Here is a 19253-nt window from a genome sequence, read left to right on the forward strand (position 1 = left end):
GACGGCGTCGTGGGCAACCGCGGGCAGCGACGCAGAAGCAACTATTGTCTTCCTGTACCTCGACACAAATAGCATATCCATAAACGATATGTATTCATTGTGTTGAGAATCGCCCCGTCACGGGATCCGGGCTTTCGCTGACGCTGTTCGGATGGCGGGCGAGTCGTTGATGGGAAAGTGCAGTACCGCCGCGAACAGGCCGGCGGCGATGGTGGCGAGCCATATTGGCGAATAGGATCCCGTGAGATCGAAGAACACGCCGCCCAGCCACGCGCCGAGGAACGAGCCGATCTGGTGGCTGAAAAAGCAGATGCCGAAGAGCGTTCCCAGGTGTCCCGTGCCGAAGACCTTCGCGATCAGCCCGCTGGTCAGGGGCACCGTGCCGAGCCAGGTGAGGCCCATGATGGCCGCGAAGACGACCACCGTCGGCCCGGACTTGGGCAGGAAGAAGAAGGCTGCGATCGCGGCGGTCCGCGCCAGATAGAGCCAGCCCAGGACGTGTTGCTGCCGGAAGCGGTCGCCCAGCCAGCCGCAACCCCAGCTTCCCATGATGTTGAACAGGCCGATCAGTGCCAGTGCCGTTGCGCCGAGCCCGGCCGGCATGTGGCAGAGGACGAGATAGGACGGCAGGTGCGTGGCGATGAAGGCGAGCTGAAAGCCGCAGGTGAAAAAGCCGATCGTCAGCAGGCAGTAGCCGCGGTGTTCCAGCGCCTGCGCCACCGCTTTGCTCACCGGCAGCGAAGGCGCATCGGCGGGCGCGGCGCGTTCGATCCGCCTGCGCTCGAGCAGCATGCCCAGCGGGGCGACTGCGAGTGCGCAGCCGGCCAGCACGAGTAGCGCTGCCGCCACGCCGGCGTGCGCCGAGACCGCTTGCACGAGCGGAACGAACAAGGCCTGGCCGAGCGAGCCGCCGGCATTGGCCAGGCCCATCGCAAGGCCGCGCTTCTCGGCCGGCGCGGCGCGTCCGATCGCGGTCATCACCACGCCGAAGCTGGTGCCACTGATGCCGATGCCCACGAGCACGCCGATCCCCAGGATCAGCATCGCCTCGGATCGCACGAGGGCGGTCAGCGCGAGGCCGCCGGCCAGGACCACCGCGCCGAGCGCCACGACGGGGCCCGCGCCATAGCGGTCGGCGGCGGCCCCCGCGAATGGCTGGGCCGCACCCCAGACAAGGTTGTGCAACGCGATAGCGAAGGCGACGAGGGCGACGGAAAAGCCGCGATCCCATGAGAGCGGGCCGACGAACAGCCCGAAAGTCTGGCGCGCGCCCATGGCGGCGCCGCCGATCAACGCCGCGGCGATGATTGCCACAGCGGCGTGGCCGAGTGGCGAATGCAGTCGGAAAGCCTTGAATCTGCACGCCACTTTCTTTCTCGCCCCGGTTGGGTCTGGCGGCCGCTTCGGCGGGCGGGGCGCCTGGATCGGCTCTGGACGTGCTGGCCCAGCCTGCCTCGGTATTGAGTCGCTAGTCAAAATACATTTGAGACAATTCTGAGTAATGTACTTGACGAAGTCAATATGCCGGACAGAGACGCTCCCTCGCTACCCTGCTCAAGATGCCCTCCGTCGCAGGCATTCCCGGGGCTTGGTCCTTCCGGAAATGCTCGTGATACATTCGTGTTCATTTCCTCGGTGTCGCCCATGAATCAAGCCGCCTCAGAGATCGCGTTGCCCGATGCCGACACGCCGCTGCACGAGCGGCTGGCGCAGGCGATCGCGGCGATGATCGAAGATGGCCGCTACAAGCCGGGCGAACGCCTGCCGACGCACCGGGAACTCGCACGGCGAGCCGGTGTTGCGATCGGGACCGTGACCAAGGCCGTCGACGTGCTCAGCAACCGCGGCCTGGTGCGCGGTGAAGTCGGCCGGGGCACGTTCATCAACGCGATCGCCAGGCCGCAGCGCGCTACGCAGGTCGATCTGACGCTGAATGTGCCGCCGCTGCTCATAGACGAGGCGCTGTTCATCGCGGCCGCCGAGCGATCGGCACGCAAGGTTCTCGGGGTGCCCAGCGGCGGGCTGTACGACTTGAAAGGCACGCTCGCTCAACGCACGATCCTGGCGGGCTGGCTCGGCAGAACCCGTCTCGACGCGGACCCTGCCGAGCTCATGCTGTGCGTTGGCGCCCAGCAGGCGATCCACTTGTCTTTTGCGGACCTCAAACGGCATTCCCGCTCGATCGCGTGCGAGGCAGCAACGTTCTCCGGCGCGATCGCGGCCGCCGCGCATCTCGACCTCGCCTGGCAGCCGGTAGAGCACGATGGCGAAGGGATGCTCCCCGACGAGCTCGATCGTGTGCTCGAGGAGACCGGCTGCCGAGCGATCTACGCCACGCCGGTCTGCCAGAACCCGCTGGGCTTCGAGGTCGGAGAGGCCCGTCGACGGCAGATCATCCAGATCGCCGAGAAGCACGACGCCTACATCGTCGAGGACGACATCTATGGCATCTATTCAGTCCGGGGCAGGCCGACCTACAAGGAACTCGCGCCAGGACGGGTCTATTACCTGACGAGCCTCTCGAAGTGCCTGACCCCGCTGGCCAGGGTGGGCGTCCTGGTCCCGCCCGAGGATCGGCTCGCGCCCCTGCTGCGGGCGCTGCGGGCCGAGGTCTTCGGCGCGCCGCCCACGGCGCTCGAACTGGGATGCGCGTTGATCGAACTCGGGGCCGACGTGGTGGCGGCGCAGGCGCTGAGAAAGGAGGCCGGCATCCGCACCGCCATGGCGTCGAGGATCCTGGGGCTGTCCTCGCTGCCCATGCCGGAAGGCGCGCCGCATCTCTGGCTACCGATGCCCGCCATGGACGCGGAACGGCTCGCACGCCGTTCGTCGGAGCATGGAGTCCGGCTCACCCCGCCGGATGCAACGTCGGTCGGCGCAGCCCAGGCCGGCGGTGTCCGTTTGTGCATTCTCGCGCCGGCGGAACGGGACGATATGGAGCGTGCCTTGAAAACCGTGGCGCGGCTACTCGCGGATACGGAGGACGAAACCGTTGTCTAGCACCCGCGCAACGCCGGAGTCGAGGGTGCCGATGGGCAGGATCGCCGATCCGGACGAAATCGCCAATGCCGTGCTCTGGCTGCTCTCGGACGAGGCCTCCTATATGACGGCCAGCGTGGTCCGCGTTTCTGGCGACGTTTGACCACGGGCCAAAGCGCAAAGCCTCGTCACGCCGCGGCGCCGGACGGTGCCGCACATGCTGTCCTGCGCGGCAGGGCCAAGGACACCGCCAAACCCAGCACCAAACCGGCCGCCGCCAGATAGAAGGCGTGCTGGGAACCGATCGCCAGTCCGTCGCGCAGCGCATCGCCCTGCAAGCCGCCTATCCCACGATGGGCGAAGGCCACCAGCACGGCGATTCCGATGGCATTGCCCACATTGAGCGTGGTCGAGGCCATGCCCGAGGCGATACCTTGCTCATGGTGTGCCACGCCCGAGGCGGCGGCGATCCACATGGCGGTCCAGACGATGCCTTGGCCGATGCCCGAAACCACCAGGCCCGGCACGATGTACGCATAGGGCGCGCCGACGAAGGCGGCAGGCGCCAATGCCAGCGTGCCGAGGATGCCGACCACGAAACCCGCCAGCAGCGTCGTGCGCATGGGCAGGCGATTCGCCAGGCGTGCCCCCAGTTGCGTGCCGGAGAAAATTGCCAGCGACGGCACGATGAAGGCCAGCCCGGTCTGCAAGGCGCTGTAGCCCTGGACACTCTGGAACAGCACCGTCAGGAAGTACGGCAGCGCGCCGAAGGTGCCCATGTAGATGAAGGTGATCGCCATGCCCGCGGCCAGGCTGCGGTTGCCGAATAGGCGCACCGGCATCAGCGGGTCGCGGCTGCGCGACTCGATCACCGCGAAGGCCAGCAGGAACACAGCGGCCAGCACCAGCGCGCTGACGATGGGCGTCGCGCGCCAGCCGTCTTCCGGCCCCTGCACCAGCGCATAGACCAGCAGCGTGGCGCCCGCCGTGACCGTCAGCGCACCCGGCAGGTCGAAGCTGCGGCGTTCGATTCGCGGTGCATCCTTGGGAATCACGAAGAACGCCGCCACGATGGCGATGGCGGCCAACAGCACGTTCACGAAGAACACCGATGGCCAGCCGTAAGCGCTGGTCAGTACGCCGCCGGCCAAGGAGCCGAGGGTCAGGCCGCTCGCCCCCGCACCGCCCCAGATCGCCAATGCACGGTTGCGTGGTGGGCCTTCGGCGAACAGCCGGTTGATCAGCGACAGCGTGGACGGGAACAGCAGCGCTGCGCCGATGCCTTGCACGGCACGCGCAATCACGATCACCGCCGGGCTCCAGGCCAGCCCGCCGACCAGCGAGGACAGCGCATACAGCCACAGTGCGAAGATGAACATGCGCCGCTGCCCCAGCAGATCGGCCGCGCGGCCGCCCAACAGCAGGAAGCCGCCGCAAAACACGGTATAGGCGCTCACCACCCATTGCAGGGTCTGCCCGGAAAAGCCCAGGCCGGCGCCGATCTCCGGCAGGGCCACGAACACGATATTGATGTCCAGCGAGTAGATGAGCTGGGCGAAGGCGAGTAAAGCCAGGCTCCAGCTCAGCGAGCGGTGCGCGCCAAAGGGCAGGGGAGTAGAGGACATGAAAAGAGACGCTCCAGACGTTTGGGCTACTGTACGAGAATATACGAACAGTAGGATTGTACGCATATACTCGTACTAACGTAAACACGCCTGTCGAGCCGACGCCGAAGCGTCGGATAGTTTGACTGTCCTCGTACTATGGAATACCGTGAGAGGATGACTGCCAACCACCCCGACCGTAATCAGATTCGCCTGGAAAACGTGCTCACCGCGCTGGGCAACCCATTGCGCCTGACCGTTGTGCGTGTGCTGGCCGGCGGCGGCGAGCATGCGTGCAGCGCCGTCTTGCAGGGCATCCCCAAGTCGACCTTGACCCACCACTGGCGCGTGCTGCGCGACAGCGGCGTGATCTGGCAGCGGCCCTACGGTCGGGAGAACCTGCTCTCGCTGCGCCGGGAAGACCTGGACGCGCGCTTTCCGGGGCTGCTCGATGCATTGCTGGGCGCGGTACAGAGCGATGCGCTCACACAGGAAGCAACGGCGAAGAATCTACCGCTGCGTTGATGCGCAGCGCCGCGCCGCCGCCATTTCCCGTTGCGCTGGCGCCGCCGGCGGATAGTCCGTGTAGCCCGCCGTCGAGCCGCCGAAAAAGCCATTCGCATCGGGCACATTGAGCGGCCAGCCGTGGCGCAGGCGGTCCGGCAGGTCCGGGTTGGCGACGAAGGGCCGGCCGAAGCCGACCAGGTCGGCCCAGCCTTTGCGCAGCGCAAGCTCGGCGCGCTCGTGCGTGTACTTGCCTGCATAGATCAGCGTGCCGCGATAGACCACGCGCAGCGCTTCCTTGAACGCGGCCGGCATCTCGGGCGCGTCGTCCCAATCGGCTTCGGCAATATGAAGGTAGGCGACACCGATGTCGTCGAGTGCCTTGGCCGCCGCTAGATAGGTCGCCTGCGGCGTGTCGTCCACCGCGCCCTGCAGCGTGGTCAGGGGCGCCAGCCGCACGCCGACACGGTCGCGCCCCACCGCCGCCGCGACTGCCTCGGTGGCTTCGCGCAGGAAACGCAGCCGATTGGGTAGCGAACCGCCATAGCCATCCGTGCGCGTATTGGCCTGCGAGTCGATGAACTGGTTGATGAGATAACCGTTGGCGCCGTGCAGCTCGACGCCATCGAAGCCCGCCTCCAGGGCATTGCGCGCAGCGCCGGCAAAATCCTGAACCACTTGCGCGATCTCGATTTCGGACAGCGCGCGCGGCGTCGAATGCTGCACCATCTCGCCGGCGCCGGCCAGCGGCCCCCGGCCCTCGGGGTCGATGAAGACCTTGACGCCTTCGGCCACCAGCGGCGAGGACGATACGGGCGCCGCGCCGCCGGGCTGCAGGGCGATGTGCGAGACCCGCCCGACGTGCCATAACTGCGCGAAGATGCGCCCGCCCGCGGCATGCACCGCATCGGTGACGCCGCGCCAGCCGGCCACTTGCTCCGGGCTGTGAATGCCTGGCGTCCAGGCATAGCCTTGTCCCTGGGGGCTGATCTGCGTGCCTTCGGTCACGATCAGGCCGGCCGAGGCGCGTTGAGCGTAATACTCGGCCATCAACGCGGTGGGTACATTGCCCACGCCCGCGCGCGAGCGGGTCATGGGCGGCATGACGATACGGTTGGGCAGCACCAGGCCACCCAGACGATAAGGCGTAAAAAGCATGATTCAGGGTTCCTGTATGGTGGTGCTGCCCGGCACGGCGTCCAGGCCGGGCAGCAAGGCGTCCAGATCCACGGCTTCGGCCATCGCTCGGTTGCCTTCGTCGCCGGGGTGAAGATGGTCGCCGGAGTCGAAGCGCGAGGCCATGCGAGCCGGATGCCCGGGGTCGCGCAGTGCCGCATCGAAGTCGAGGACGGCATCGAACACGCCGCTGCGGCGTATCCAGTCATTCACCTGCCGGCGCAGCGCGTCCTTGTCGGCGTGGTAGTAGTTGTCCAGCGGCGTATCGGGCAAAGCGGCTTCGAACGGCGTCAGTGTGGCGCCGATCACGCGCAGGCCCCGGGCGCGCGCCTGCTCGGTCAATTGGCGGTAGCCCGCCGTCAAGGCTTCCAGCGTGGGCCTCGGGCTGTCCGGCGCGAAAGCCGTGCCCGGCCAGGCGATATCGTTGATGCCCAGCATCACGATGACACTGTGCACACCCGGCTGGGCCAGCACGTCGCGGTCCAGACGCGCCAGCGCGTTGGCGCCCATGCCATCGGACAGCAGCCGGGCCCCGGAAATACCGGCGTTGACGAGCGCCACCCCATGCGGGGCCAGGCGAGCCGCCAGAAAGTCCGGCCAGCGGCTGTCCTGGTCCAGGCTCGCCGTGGCGCCATCGGTAATGGAGTCACCGAGCACCACGACCGCGCGCGGCGCCTGTGCGGTTTGCACCTGAATCCCCGTCAGCAGCAGTCGCGCCGTGGTGCTTTGCGTGGCGGCATCCGCCGCCTCGATCGCCGGGGCCATCGTCTGATCGCCGGGCACGATCCAGCCGGTCTGGCGGCCATCCCAATGGAAAGTGCGCATCGGTGTGGCGTCCGGCAGATACAGACTCACCGCCACCTGCGCCAGTGCCGGGATGGGCAATGTCACCGGATCGCTGAGCAGCGATGCGCCGGGAAGAATCGTCGCCGCCTGCCGGCCGCCGAACGTCACGGTGCGCAAGCTGTCGGCCTCGAGCGCGCTGTTGCCCCGCGACCGTGCGACCGTGGCTTTGCCCAGTGTGATCGGCCGGTCGCCATGGGCGTTGGACAGCACAATGCGCAACCGCTCGCCGCCCACGCTGACGCGCGCCACCTGGCGTATGGTCTGCTCGCTCAGGACGGTGGGAATGTTGGTCGGAAACAGGAAGTCGTCATGCCAGACAGGTTGCGGGCTGGCGCCCCAAGTGGCTACCCAGGCCACGGGCGGGGACGGCTCCGCAGCCGGGGCGGGAGCGGCGAGCATGGCGCTCGCCGTGAGCGACAAGGCCAGTCTCGCCGCGGCACGGCCGGCAGGCACCGATTCGGTCAGTCTTCTCATCATTAATGAACTCAACATCGATTTGAAGATGAATCATGAATCCAATGACCAAATCAGGATAGACTGTCCCAAGGAACATCATTTATGAATCGGATTCAACGGGGTACCAGAATGGGTATCGCACTGCAGAGATTCGGCCCCCAGGACTTCGACGCGCTGCCGGGCGAAGTGCTCGAAAGGCGTTGGTAAGACATGGCAAGCCCGCATCACAACCGCTCCGGCGAACTGGAAGTCTTCGTGCGCGTCATCGAACTGGGGGGCTTTTCCGCCGCCGCCCGGGCCTGCGGCATGACGCCCTCGGCCGTCAGCAAGCTGGTCGCGCGTCTGGAACAGCGCCTGGGCACGCGGCTGGTCAATCGCTCGACCCGCCAGCTTCAGCTCACACCCGAAGGCTGTGCGTTCTACGAGCGCGGCGTGCGCATCCTGGCCGATCTGGACGAAGCCGAACGCTGCGCCGGTGAACACAGCGCGCCGCGCGGCCGGCTGCGGGTGAATGCCAACGTTCCCTTCGGCCATCACTTCCTGCTGCCGCTGGTGCCCGAATTCCTTGAACGCCATCCGGACATCTCGCTGGACATCGTGTTGACCGATGAGGTCATCGACATCCTGGAGCAACGCACCGACGTGGCCGTGCGCGCCGGCCCGCTCAAGAGTTCGAACCTGGTGGCGCGCAAGCTGGGCCAGACGCGCATGGTGATCGTTGGCGCCCCTGCCTATCTGGCGCGCCGTGGCACCCCGGCCACGCCCGATGCTCTGCTGACGCACAACCGCCTGGGCGCCAACTATGTACGGGCACAGCCTGGCTGGCCGCTGCGCCATGCGGACGAGACGATTGTGGTTCCGGTAACCGGCAACGCGCAGGCCAGCGATGGCGAGGCACTGCATCGCCTGGCCGTGGCCGGGCTGGGGCTGGCGCGCCTGGCCGCTTTTCAGGCGCGTGACGACATCGCCGCCGGCCGCCTGCTGCCGGTGCTCGAGCACTGCAATCCGGGCGACGTCGAAGAGATCCACGCCGTGTATGTCGGGCAAGGCGGCTACCTGCCGCTGCGGGTGCGCGCCTTCCTGGATTTTCTTGCCGAGCGGGTCGACATCGGTGCCCGCCATCCGTCATGAAGAGGCTGGTCGCCGCGCCGCGCGGGCGACGGCATGGCTGTCTTCGAACATGCGCAGTCGAACGATCCTGCCGTCCTTGACGATCAGGTCGAAGGCGAACGGCGTCTGGATGAGCCTGCCGGTGTCCTTGACCCACGATGCCAGTTCGCCAAGTATCACTGCCGAATCCGCATCGGCCACGATTCGCTGCACGTCGAATCGGCGGGGTTCGATACACACGACGAGCTCACGAAAGAACGCGCCGACTTGCCCGCGGCCGCGTCGCGGCCCGATCCAGGACACGCGGGCATGGTCTCCCGGAATGTCCCAGTCCACATCCTCGGCGAATAAATCAAGAATCGCGGCCAGCTTCTGCGGGGCATGCGGGGCAGCCCAGAAATCCCGCACCCGTTCGACATAGCGCCGGGCGACATCGTCGGGCGTCGCGCCAGCGTCCTGCGCGCGGTAGAGCGCGACACGCTTGCGGTCTTCGCCGGTGAAGTCGGGATCGACATAGATGAAGGTGCGCTTGATCAGCGGCCCGTCGGACTCGAAGACGTTGGCAAAACGCCCTTGCGAGACGTGCCCATCGGGCCATGGCCTGCCATCCGCCGTCTCGCCCCATTCCCGGCCTTCCGCCACGATGCGCTCGCCCTGCGCGGTGAAAACCAGGCCGTCGATGTCGTGGGTGAGCTTGGCCGCCTCCTTTGCAATTCGGCTGCCAAACGCCATGACCGCCGCCTTGCCGCGTGCCACGCCGAACTTGGGAAAGAAAAACTCGACATCGTCCGTGAACAGGTCGAGCAGCGAGGGGTCTTTCGCATCGACCTTGCGGAAGTAGCTGCGGACGGTCTCGATGCGCGAATCGGTAGGGAGGGACATGCGCTTGCCTTGTTTATGTAAAACGAATTACATTATTCGCAGGCAGGTATGCGCTGTCAAGAGTTTTGTAATTCATAATACATAAAGGAAGCACATGGCCCGAGGCCGCCCCCGCAACTTCGATCGCGATGCCGCCATCCAGCAAGCCATGGAGGTTTTCTGGGCGAAAGGCTACGAGGCTACCCAGCTCTCCGACCTGATGGCCGCCATCGGCATCAACCCGCCGAGTTTCTATGCCGCCTTCGGCTCGAAGGAGGCGCTGTACCGCGAAGCAGTCGATCTGTATCTCTCGACGTGCGGCGCGGCCAGCATGAGGGTGCTGGCTGAAACGAAGCATGTCCGCGATGCCCTCGAGGCCATGCTGCTGGCGAGCCTGGACACCGCGCTGGCCAGCTCGTCCTCGGGCGGCTGCATGATCAGCCTGGGCCTGGTCAACTGCCAGGCCCAGAACGCGCCCTTGCGCGACCACCTGCGCGAGCTGAGGCACACGACGGCGATGCTGATCGGCGAGCGGCTCGAGCGCGGCGTCGCCGAGGGCGAACTTGCCGCCGATACCGATACCGAACGCCTGGCTGCCTATTTCGCCACCATCATCCAGGGCATTTCCCTTCAGGCCCAGGACGGCGCCCAACGTGAGACGCTGCTTGGCGTCGTGCAAACCGCCATGGCGGCGCTGCAGGCATGAGCGGCAGGGCTCGCCGCCTGGTCGTGATAGGCGGCTACCACCCCGAAAGCACGATTTTTCCGATGGCCTGACCGCTTTCGAGCCACTCATGCGCCGTGCGCAGGTTTTCTGCATTGATCGTCCCGAGAGTCCGGGTGCGAGTCGTTGCAAGCGTCTTGCGTTCAACAAGCCGGGCCGCCTCCCGCAGGATCTCCTGCTGCCGGGAGATATCGGCCGTCTCCAGTAGGGGGCGGGTGAACATGAACTCCCAATGTATAGACAGGCTCTTGCGTTTGAGCGAGACGATGTCCAGCGATCGGGGGTCGTCGATGAGCGCAATGCGTCCCTGGGGCGCGATCAGTTCCACGATGTCGGCAAGATAGCTGTCGGTATGCGTCGTGGAGAAAACGAAGGCGGGCGCCCCCAGCCCCAGGCCTTCGATCTGCGGGACCAGCGGCCGGCGATGGTCGATCACATGGTGAGCCCCCATCTTCCCGGCCCACGCCTGCGTCTGCGCACGCGAGGCCGTGGCGATGACGGTGAGGTCCGTCAAGGCCCGCGCCAACTGGATGGCCATGGAACCCACCCCGCCTGCACCACCGATCACCACGATGGCGTTTGCGGCGCCGGCCACGGCCTGCTCCACCCGCAGGCGGTCGAACAGGGTTTCCCAGGCGGTGAGCGTGGTCAGCGGCAAGGCGGCGGCGTCCTCGTCGTCGAGCGTGGATGGGGCATGGGCTGCGATGCGCGCATCAACCGCCTGTAGCTGGGCATAGGAACCCGGTCGGTCGATGGCGCCCGCGTAGAACACCCGATCACCGGGCTTGAATCCGGCGACCTTGGCGCCGACCGCGCGCACGCGGCCGACCGCATCCCAGCCGAGTATGCGCCATGTCCCGGCAGCGGGCCGAGCCGACGCCCGCACCTTCGAATCCGCCGGATTGACGGCAATGGCTTGTACTTCGACGAGCAGGTCCTGCTCGCCGTACTCGGGCTCGGGCAGATCAAGGTCGATCAGGCAACGAGGATCGGAAACCGGCAATGGCTGATTGAAGCCGATGGCTTTCACGGCGTACTCCTTCATCGAGAATGGACACAGCTATTGTTGCTCCTATTGTCGGTTCAGGTAAGAACACACATAATTTGCATATAGTGTCGAAAAAGGTACTGTACCGTTATGGGCCGTGTCCGCCATGAAACCTACACCTGTGCCGCCGGCTGTTCGGTCGAGGCCACACTCAAGCTGATCGGCGGCAAATGGAAGGGCGTCATCCTTTACCGCCTGCTCACCGAGGAAGTGCTGCGCTTCAACGCGTTGCGCCGCCTGCTGCCCAACATCACGCAGCGCATGCTCACCAACCAGCTCCGGGAACTGGAGGCCGACGGGCTGCTTGCCCGCAAGATCTATCCCGAGGTTCCGCCCAAGGTGGAGTACCGGCTGACGGACTACGGCCGGACCCTGGCACCCGTCATTCAGGCGCTGAAGCAATGGGGCGACGTCCATATCGAAAACGGCGTTGAATGGGCAGAGAACCAAGCAGGCTGATTTACGCGACGTGGATGCCGAACCCGGCCTTTCCCGGAGCCAGTTCGGGACGCAGCGTGAGCGCCGGGATCTGGTAATCCCCGGCGTTCTGCTTGCGGAACGCAATGGGAGCGCTCGTCCACAGGTCGTCCAGCCGCTGGCCCAGCGCCGTGCACGCCGCCGCGAACCCTGCCTCGTCGATCTTGCCGGTGCGGTAGATCACATGCGGCGCCAACACGTCGAAGCCGGGATAGAACAGGATGCCGTGCTGGATCGGGAACAGGATGTCGTCGATCGGGCCGTTGATGCCGCGTGGCGCGTAGTGCGATTCCCAACCGCCCGTCGTCACCACCAGCATGGCCCGTTTGCCCGCCATCACGCCTTCACCGAAACGCTCGCCCCAGCGCGTGTCGGAATGCTCGCCCACGCCATAGGCGAAGCCGCAGGCATACACGCGGTCGATCCAGCCCTTGAGGATGGCCGGCATCGAATACCACCACAGCGGGAATTGCAGGATGAGCGCGTCGGCCCAGCGCAGTTTCTCCTGCTCGCGCGCTATGTCGGCGCTCTGGGTGCCGTTCCGGAATGCCTGCAGGGAATCCGCAGAGGCATCGAAGCGCGTGCCGGCCCGGTACGCGGTGTCGTCTTGGGCATCCAGCGTGCCTTTCCATTGCATGGCGTACAGGTCCGACACTTGAACCGTATGGCCGTTTCGCTGCAGGCGCCCGACGGAGAAATCCTTGATTGAACCGTTCAGGGATCGAGGTTCGGGATGGGCATAAACGAGAAGAACATTCATGGCAGGGCTCCATCGATAAAGGAGGCACGATAGGCATTCCCGGCATATATTGGAAATGAATTCCTTATATTCCAGATATTGCCATGAGTAATTCCTTGAGGAGGCTCGACCTGAACCTGCTGGTCACGCTCGATGCGTTGCTGGCCGAGCACAACGTGACCCGTGCGGCTGAACGCCTGCATCTTGCGCAGCCCACGGTCAGCGTGCAGCTTGCCAAGTTGAGGCAGGTCCTGGGCGATCCGCTGCTGTTGCCCGGGGCACGCGGCATGCGCCCGACCGCCCGTGCCGATGCGCTGCGCGAGCCGCTGAGAAATGCACTGCACGCCCTGGAACAGGCGGTTGCGCCTGCACGTGCCTTCGATCCCGCCGAGGCGAGCCAGACCTGGCGTGTCGCGGCCTCGGATTATGGCGAGTCCACGATTGTCCTGCCGGCGCTGGCGGGCTTGAGGTCGCATGCACCGGGCTCGCGGTTGGCCGTACTCGAATTGACACCGCCGGCGCTCGCCCGCCAGGCGGAGCAGGGCGAGATCGACATCGCCTTTCACCTCGGTGCCGAAGCGCCGCCGAATCTGCGTCGCCGCTCGATGTTCACGGAGCGCTATGTGCTGGCCGGGCGCGTCGGCCATCCTCGCCTGACGCGACGTCCGACATTGGCGCAGTTCTGCAAGCTCGATCATGTGATCGTGTCGCCCGATGGCGGCGGCTTCCAGGGGGCGACGGACACGGCGCTGGCCGAGTTGGGCAAGGCGCGCAAGGTGGTGCTCTCCGTGCCGCACTTCCTGTTTCTGCAGTCGGTGTTGGCGAGCACCGATCTGGTAGCGATGCTGCCCTCGCGGCTGGTACAAGGCAACGCTGCATTGCAGATGGTCGAACCACCCATCGACGTGCCGGGCTTCGAGATGCTCATGCTCTGGCATGAGCGGGTACACCGTGATCCAGCGCATCAATGGCTGCGCGAGCACATCGCCGGTTCGGTATGAGGCGCATCCGATCGCCGGCCTGGCCAGTGAGCATGCGCCCCCGCCGTCGGAATCGCGGTGGGCCGTTGCGGCTGGCTGCTTGTCCGGCCCCCGGGGCGCAACGCGCTTCTCGTCGTCCGCCGACAGACGCCGGCGCACGCGGTCACACCGCCGGACGGGCTGCGACGGGTTGGCTCGGATCGGCGTACGCCTTGCGTCGGGCTGCCGCGCGCAAGCCTTCGCGGGCACGCGCCAGGACGCCGCCGTCGCCTTCGGCGGTATAGACAACAGAGGCCGAATGCGAGAATTCCGGTGCGTTGCGTACCCGGTGCAGTTCGCCCCTGGCCAGGAATGGCGCGACGGTGCCGGCGCGGAAATAGCCGGCGCCGCCCACGGTCAGGATGTAGGTCAGGGCCAAGGGGCCGAGCGACACGGTGACGGGCGCATCGGGCTGGTCCGGAAAGGCCGCCCGATGGTTGGCCGAGAAGCTGGGCCCCCAGTCCACCTGGACATACCGGTCTGCGTCGGTCCGGCCATCCTGCGACGTGGTCACCATCACCAGCTTTTCTTCCAGCAGCAGTTCCGCTACGAGCCCCGCGCGCTGCGGCGGGTTGTAGAGCACGGCCGCGTCCAGGGAACCGTCCTGGATGCGGTCCAGCAGGCGCCCCGGCATATCGATGTCCACGCGCAGCGCTACGTCGGGACAGGCCCGCTGCATCCAGACCAGCCAGTCCGCGAGCAAAGGGTGCCAGATGCTGGGCTCGCCGCCGATGCTGATGCCTTCGCGTCGTCCGGGCGGCAGCGCGACATGCTGGCGCGCGCGTTCCCAGCCCTGGACCAGGCTGTTGGCGTGGCGCACGAAGCGCTCGCCCGCCGGTGTCAAGCGGGCGCCTGCCTTGTTGCGCACGAACAGCGAGCGGCCCAGTTGCTGCTCCAGCGTCCGGATGCGCGCGCTGACTGCCGTCTGGGTGAGGTGCAGGCGTTCGGCAGCGGCGACGAAACTGCCGCTGGCGACAATCTCGAGAAAAGTGCGGGCGAGTTCTATGTCCATATTCAAGCAAAAAAATTGCTATGAACTGGAATGATAATTCGTTTGCTCGCATTCATTTCAAGGTTCAAGATCTCGCATTCCGCATTGAAGACAGAGGACCGGGTCCAGCATGCCAGTCGTTCATCTCCCGGCGTCGCTTACGGCCGAGGCGCAGGTGTCGGGCACGCCGCCGGAAGGGTCCATCCCCCGGGGCGTGGCCGGGTTGAACGAGCTGCTCGGGCAGGCGCGCTGAATGATGGCCCGCGTATTCGTACCCATTCTCGCCGGGGCGACCCTGCGCGAGCGTTCGATCGCCTGCCTGGGCGCCTTGTTGTGCGTATGCCTGACCGCCTGGCTGTGCGGCCACATGCTGGGCGATGGGCTGCGCGTGTCGATGCTGACCGCCTCCCTGGGGGCTTCGGCCTTGCTGCTCGTCACCGTGCCCGCGAGCCCGCTGGCGCAGCCCTGGCCCATTATCGGCGGCAATACCTTGTCGGCGGTCACGGGGCTGGCGGTCGGCGCCGTGGTCCATGATCCGGTGTTGGCTTCCGGGATTGCGGTCGCATCGGCCATCGCCGTGATGTCGCTCACGCGCAGCTTGCACCCGCCGGGCGGCGCCACGGCGTTGTCGGCCGCCCTGGGCGGCTCCGCCGTGGATAGCTGGGGGTTGCTCTATCCTCTCGTTCCGGTCGCGATCAACGGCTGTGTCCTCGTCTGTCTCGGCGTCCTCTTTCACCGGCTGAGAAAGCACGCCTACCCGCATGTCGCGCCGCCGCCGCCGGCCAACATGCACGCAACCTCGGACCTGCCGCCCATGCTCCGCGTGGGATTTCGCGAGGAGGACATCAGCACTGCCCTGGAGCGGTTGAACGAAACCTTCGACATCGACCGGGACGACCTGGCGAGGCTGCTGCGGGAAATCGAGCTGCGGGCCATGGTGCGCACGCATGCCACCCTGTCCTGCGGCGACATCATGTCGCGCGATGTCGTCTCGGTCGGGCCCGCGACGAGCCGGGAGCACGCCCATCGGCTGCTGCTGCGGCACAACCTGCGGCTGCTGCCGGTGCTCGACGAAGCGCATCGCCTGTTGGGAACGGTAGGGTTGCGCGAACTGGCCGCCTCGGAAGGCGAGATCATCAGCACGCTCTCCGAGGCCAGGACCACCCGGCCGCAGTCCGCGGCGCTCGAGCTGCTGCCGGTGCTGACGGACGGCAGGACCCACGCGGTCGTGGTGCTGGACGACGAGGCGCGCGTAGTGGGAATCATCTCCCAGACCGACCTGCTTGGCGTCCTGGGACGAATGGCCGGGAGCTATCCTGCCTGTAGCAGAGGCATGGTTTGATCGTGGAGGAACGACAACACGTCGTTCTGCGCGATCGGCGGGGAATAGAAATAACCCTGCGCCATGACTGCGCCCAGTTCCCTGAGCGCCGCCATCTCTTCCCGCGTTTCCACGCCTTCGACGACGCAGTCGAGTCCCATGTCGCGACTGAGCACCAGCAGTGATTTGACGATCTTGAGGCTCGCCGGGTTCTTGTGCAGCCCGGTGACGAAACTGCGATCGATCTTGATCCTGGTGAGCGGCAGCGCGTGCAGGCGCGAAAGGCTCGAATAGCCGGTGCCGAAATCGTCGAGGGAAATCCCGCAACCGAGCCGTCGCAGCCTGTCGACCGATTGGTGCACCTGTTCAAAGTCGTGCGTAAAGGCGGTTTCGGTGATTTCGAGATCCAGCCGGCCGGGGTCGAACCCGCTGCCCTCGATGATGCCGACGATGGCCGCGAGGTTGTCCGGCGAGCCCAGATCATGCGCCGACAGGTTGAAGGAGAGCCGCACGTCGTCCGGCCATTTGCCGGCCTCGAGAAGCGCCTTCTCCAGCAGCGGCCGGGTGAGTGCGCTGATGATGCCTGTGCGCTCGGCGATCGGTACGAACTGCGCGGGCGAGATGCGGCCGAGCGACGGGCTGGACCAGCGAGCCAGCGCCTCGAACCCGATCGTCGCCTGCGAGCGGATGTCGAAGATGGGTTGAAAGGCAACCGTCAGTTCTTGCGCGAAGTCGGCGAGCTTGAGCGCCTGCTCGATGCGTGCCTCGCTGTTGATCTGCGCTTCGTGATCGGATGAAAACAGAACCGCGCGTCCGCGCCTCTCGTGCTTGCCGTGGTACAGGGCGTAGTCCGTGCGCTCGAACAATTGCTCCGCTGACGATGCCATTTCCGGATAGACCGTGATGCCGATCGAGCCCGATATCTGCACGATCGCCTCCGCAAGCACGAACGGCTTGCGCAGGAGCGAGACGATCTCTTCGGCGCGTACGACGAGCGCTTCGTTATCGGGCGCGTCGGCCACGGCGTAGGCGAATTCGTCACCGCCGAGACGCGACAGGAATGATGCGCCGTTCGACGCGTGGATGCCGGAAAGCCGGGAGGCGACCTGGACGAGAAGCTTGTCGCCCACCGCGTGGCCGTACAGGTCATTGACCGCCTTGAAACCATTCAGATCGATGATCCCGAGCGCAAGCCGCGCCCCTCGAGACTGCGCGGTGCAAAACGCCGCATCCAGATAGGTGAAGAAAGCACGCCGGTTCGGAAGCCCGGTGAGACTGTCGACATTGGCCAGGCGCAGATTTTCGTTGCTGAGCGTCTCGGTGCGCGTGCGAGCCTGCACCATGCGTGTGAAGTCGCGGTACTGGAACAGAATGACGATGACGGCTGCGATGGTCACGAGCGTGACGTTGATCGCCATGCCCACGAAGGCGGGCACCCCTGTCGACACGAAGTAGAGGACGAAAGGCACGGCAACCGTGACGGCGACGAGCAGCGCTGCCGAACGCAGATGGATCAGGCAGAGCATGCTCCCGAGCGTCGTGATCGTCAGGAACAGCCCGACATGAGCCTTCTCGTAGGTCCCGCCGTACGGGAACAGCGACAGCGCCCATAAACTGAAGCCGATCCCGAGAAGCGCTGCGAACACGTTCGTGTGCATCAGTTCGCGCACACACTTCCGGTTGCTCAGGATGGCGCCCTTCTTCGGCCACCAAAGGGCGAGTCTGAGACCGCAGACGACGCTCAGCGCAAGCGCGACATACAGGGCGAGCCAATCCGGGGCCAGGCCGACGAAAGTGATCGACAACACCCAGGCGTTGGCCACGAGGATGAAGTAGAGCAGCGGTATCATGCGCGACAACGCGGTGAGCTGTGCTTTCAACAGCTCCGGCTTGTCGGACCGTATGGCCACTATGCGGGCGAGGTAGCCGAGAGTTCGTCGTACCACCATCTTTTCCCCTCCAGGCCAGGGTTGTTTTCGTTCGAGTCGAGCCGTCCGGCGGCAACAGGCGCTGCCAACTCGATGACGGCAAGACCATCCTGGCGACAGGCTGGCCAACACCGGCGGTTGCGAGCACTGTCGCGGGCACGGGCGACATCCCTGAATATATTCTCCGCTCTGCTGCCTCGAATCCGGGTTTTCCACAAAAAATGGGGAGACGACCATCATTGTGAGGCGATGCGCAATCCATGGCCTCACGACGTTTTGGAAAATTTGCAATCCGTGCCGCCGTCGGCGGCCGTGGCTGAGCGTCGCGTGCGCGCTACGTGCCGTTCGGGCAATCGAAGCTGAAGCGCCGCGGTTCCTCCCCCTGCGGCGCCAGGACCAGTTCCACCTGGCAGGCATCGCCCGGGGCGCTGCTGACCGACATCGTGCCCAATGGTGTGGCCTGCTCTGCGCGCAGCGCCACTTGCCCCTGTTGGCGTGCTTCGGCCCGTCCGCCGCGGCCTACCCGGATGACGCGCAGGTCATAGGTCACGGCCACGGGAAGGGCGCTGCGCACATAGGGTGCGACGACGTGGCGTTCGGCGGCCTGAACGTCCAGCCACGCTTGAAGGTCGGCATCGGGAGTCATTAGGTTTCCAATGCAGGACAGTGGGCGCGGGGCCCACTGTCCTGCGAGGCTGGCCTGAGCGTCGGGGTTAGTTCTGACGGATGTAGGCCGAGTTGAAGCTGCCCGCTTGGTTGACGTTGGCGTTGTAGTTGAAGCCGGCCTGCGTGACACGGGCCGAGTTGTAGTTGCCGCGCTGGTGCACGTCGGCGCTCAGGTTGAAGCCGGCCTGATCCACGATCGCGGAGTTGTAGCTGCCGTTGTATTGCTCGACGCGGGCGAAGAGGTTGTTGCCACGTTGCGTGATGAACGCTTCGTTGTAGTCCCCGTTCTCCCAGTCGGCTTGCCATTCGTTGATGCGCGCGACCTGGTTGGTGCCCGCAGCCTGGTCGATACCGGCGGAGTTGTAGTCGCCGTTCTGACGGATGGAGGCCGAGCTGCCGCTCACGCCTGTCTGGTTGACCCACGAATCGTTGTAGCTGCCCTGGTGGGTGATCGAGGCGTTCGAATTGCTCACCACCTTCTGCTCGATGGTCGAGCTGTTGTAGTCCGCATTGCTACCCTCGAAGATGGTGGCGCTGACCGTGCCGCCGATACCGTTCTGCTCGACATAGCCGCTGTTGTAGTCGCCCTGCTGGGTGATGCTGGCATTGGCGGTGCCGAACAGCGTGTTCGACTGCAGCACGGTGCCGCTGTTGTACCAGCCGCTTTGGTCCACCGAGGCGTTGCCGGCTGCCAGGGCGGCGGTGGCGCCGAAGGCGAGGGTCAGACCGAGAGCAAGAGTGGAAAGCTTGCGATGCATGGTGAATCTCCTGAGAAGGGGTGAAGACCTGTCGAAACAACCAAGG

The 19253-nt window shown here is 65.8% G+C and carries 20 protein-coding genes; 9 read left to right on the forward strand and 11 right to left on the reverse strand.

What is annotated here, in order from left to right; all coding sequences use genetic code 11:
* Positions 1-117: 117 nt before the first annotated feature.
* Positions 118-1275: an MFS transporter gene (locus tag FOZ76_RS21885; RefSeq protein WP_143950698.1), complete on the reverse strand. Its 1158-nt coding sequence runs from the start codon at positions 1273-1275 to the stop codon at positions 118-120.
* Between the two features lie 369 nt (positions 1276-1644).
* On the opposite strand from FOZ76_RS21885, the gene FOZ76_RS21890 reads away from it, so the two are divergent.
* On the forward strand, positions 1645-3000 hold the full coding sequence (locus tag FOZ76_RS21890; protein ID WP_170235570.1) for an aminotransferase-like domain-containing protein: 1356 nt from the start codon (positions 1645-1647) through the stop codon (positions 2998-3000).
* Positions 2993-3142, forward strand: coding sequence for an SDR family oxidoreductase (locus tag FOZ76_RS21895; RefSeq protein WP_211366387.1), 150 nt, complete (start codon positions 2993-2995; stop codon positions 3140-3142). Before FOZ76_RS21890 ends, FOZ76_RS21895 begins: the two co-directional genes overlap by 8 nt.
* 25 nt (positions 3143-3167) lie before the next feature.
* Here FOZ76_RS21895 and FOZ76_RS21900 read toward each other — a convergent pair whose 3' ends face one another.
* Positions 3168-4604 (reverse strand): MFS transporter, encoded by a 1437-nt coding sequence (locus tag FOZ76_RS21900; protein ID WP_143950387.1) that lies wholly within the window; start codon positions 4602-4604, stop codon positions 3168-3170.
* A 156-nt stretch (positions 4605-4760) separates the two neighbouring features.
* On the opposite strand from FOZ76_RS21900, the gene FOZ76_RS21905 reads away from it, so the two are divergent.
* Complete coding sequence (locus tag FOZ76_RS21905) at positions 4761-5108, forward strand: ArsR/SmtB family transcription factor (RefSeq protein WP_143950388.1); 348 nt, start codon at positions 4761-4763, stop codon at positions 5106-5108.
* Here the strand turns inward: FOZ76_RS21905 and FOZ76_RS21910 are convergent.
* Complete coding sequence (locus FOZ76_RS21910) at positions 5094-6245, reverse strand: alkene reductase (RefSeq protein WP_143950389.1); 1152 nt, start codon at positions 6243-6245, stop codon at positions 5094-5096. The two genes, FOZ76_RS21905 and FOZ76_RS21910, sit on opposite strands and share 15 nt — an antisense overlap.
* Before the next feature lie 3 nt (positions 6246-6248).
* On the reverse strand, positions 6249-7583 hold the full coding sequence (locus FOZ76_RS21915) for an SGNH/GDSL hydrolase family protein (RefSeq protein WP_143950700.1): 1335 nt from the start codon (positions 7581-7583) through the stop codon (positions 6249-6251).
* Between the two features lie 192 nt (positions 7584-7775).
* On the opposite strand from FOZ76_RS21915, the gene FOZ76_RS21920 reads away from it, so the two are divergent.
* Positions 7776-8696 carry a LysR family transcriptional regulator gene (locus FOZ76_RS21920; protein ID WP_143950390.1) on the forward strand — a complete coding sequence of 307 codons (921 nt, stop codon included), beginning with the start codon at positions 7776-7778 and terminating at the stop codon, positions 8694-8696.
* Here the strand turns inward: FOZ76_RS21920 and FOZ76_RS21925 are convergent.
* Positions 8691-9557: a nuclear transport factor 2 family protein gene (locus tag FOZ76_RS21925; protein ID WP_143950391.1), complete on the reverse strand. Its 867-nt coding sequence runs from the start codon at positions 9555-9557 to the stop codon at positions 8691-8693. The genes FOZ76_RS21920 and FOZ76_RS21925 overlap by 6 nt on opposite strands.
* A 94-nt stretch (positions 9558-9651) precedes the next feature.
* Here FOZ76_RS21925 and FOZ76_RS21930 point away from each other — a divergent pair, with 94 nt between their 5' ends.
* Positions 9652-10242, forward strand: coding sequence for a TetR/AcrR family transcriptional regulator (locus FOZ76_RS21930; RefSeq protein ID WP_211366389.1), 591 nt, complete (start codon positions 9652-9654; stop codon positions 10240-10242).
* Between the two features lie 34 nt (positions 10243-10276).
* On the opposite strand, the gene FOZ76_RS21935 is transcribed toward FOZ76_RS21930, so the two are convergent.
* Complete coding sequence (locus FOZ76_RS21935; protein WP_143950392.1) at positions 10277-11290, reverse strand: zinc-binding alcohol dehydrogenase family protein; 1014 nt, start codon at positions 11288-11290, stop codon at positions 10277-10279.
* 108 nt (positions 11291-11398) lie between these two features.
* Here FOZ76_RS21935 and FOZ76_RS21940 point away from each other — a divergent pair, with 108 nt between their 5' ends.
* A complete protein-coding gene (locus tag FOZ76_RS21940) occupies positions 11399-11767 on the forward strand; it encodes a winged helix-turn-helix transcriptional regulator (RefSeq protein ID WP_143950393.1) in 369 nt (122 codons plus the stop codon).
* A gap of 1 nt (position 11768) precedes the next feature.
* Here FOZ76_RS21940 and FOZ76_RS21945 read toward each other — a convergent pair whose 3' ends face one another.
* A complete protein-coding gene (locus tag FOZ76_RS21945) occupies positions 11769-12545 on the reverse strand; it encodes an NAD(P)H-dependent oxidoreductase (protein WP_143950394.1) in 777 nt (258 codons plus the stop codon).
* Between the two features lie 83 nt (positions 12546-12628).
* Between FOZ76_RS21945 and FOZ76_RS21950 the strand changes: the two genes are divergently transcribed.
* Positions 12629-13525, forward strand: a complete 897-nt coding sequence (locus FOZ76_RS21950) for a LysR family transcriptional regulator (protein WP_143950395.1) — start codon at positions 12629-12631, stop codon at positions 13523-13525.
* 142 nt (positions 13526-13667) lie between these two features.
* On the opposite strand, the gene FOZ76_RS21955 is transcribed toward FOZ76_RS21950, so the two are convergent.
* The gene (locus tag FOZ76_RS21955) at positions 13668-14555 is read right to left on the reverse strand and encodes a LysR family transcriptional regulator (protein ID WP_143950702.1); all 888 of its coding nucleotides are present in this window, start codon (positions 14553-14555) and stop codon (positions 13668-13670) included.
* Positions 14556-14664: 109 nt separating this feature from the next.
* On the opposite strand from FOZ76_RS21955, the gene FOZ76_RS28225 reads away from it, so the two are divergent.
* Together FOZ76_RS28225 and FOZ76_RS21960 are read left to right on the forward strand one after the other, a co-directional pair.
* Complete coding sequence (locus FOZ76_RS28225; protein ID WP_281283025.1) at positions 14665-14787, forward strand: hypothetical protein; 123 nt, start codon at positions 14665-14667, stop codon at positions 14785-14787.
* Positions 14788-15876, forward strand: a complete 1089-nt coding sequence (locus FOZ76_RS21960) for an HPP family protein (protein ID WP_143950396.1) — start codon at positions 14788-14790, stop codon at positions 15874-15876. It begins immediately after the preceding gene.
* Here FOZ76_RS21960 and FOZ76_RS21965 read toward each other — a convergent pair.
* From FOZ76_RS21965 to FOZ76_RS21975, 3 genes are all read right to left on the reverse strand, one after another.
* The gene (locus tag FOZ76_RS21965; RefSeq protein WP_143950397.1) at positions 15846-17804 is read right to left on the reverse strand and encodes a putative bifunctional diguanylate cyclase/phosphodiesterase; all 1959 of its coding nucleotides are present in this window, start codon (positions 17802-17804) and stop codon (positions 15846-15848) included. The two genes, FOZ76_RS21960 and FOZ76_RS21965, sit on opposite strands and share 31 nt — an antisense overlap.
* A 313-nt stretch (positions 17805-18117) precedes the next feature.
* The gene (csgH, locus tag FOZ76_RS21970) at positions 18118-18429 is read right to left on the reverse strand and encodes a curli-like amyloid fiber formation chaperone CsgH (protein WP_143950398.1); all 312 of its coding nucleotides are present in this window, start codon (positions 18427-18429) and stop codon (positions 18118-18120) included.
* Between the two features lie 67 nt (positions 18430-18496).
* Positions 18497-19207, reverse strand: coding sequence for a hypothetical protein (locus tag FOZ76_RS21975; RefSeq protein ID WP_143950399.1), 711 nt, complete (start codon positions 19205-19207; stop codon positions 18497-18499).
* Positions 19208-19253 lie beyond the last annotated feature (46 nt).

This window comes from Verticiella sediminum (assembly GCF_007558815.1).
GTDB lineage: Bacteria > Pseudomonadota > Gammaproteobacteria > Burkholderiales > Burkholderiaceae_B > Verticiella > Verticiella sediminum.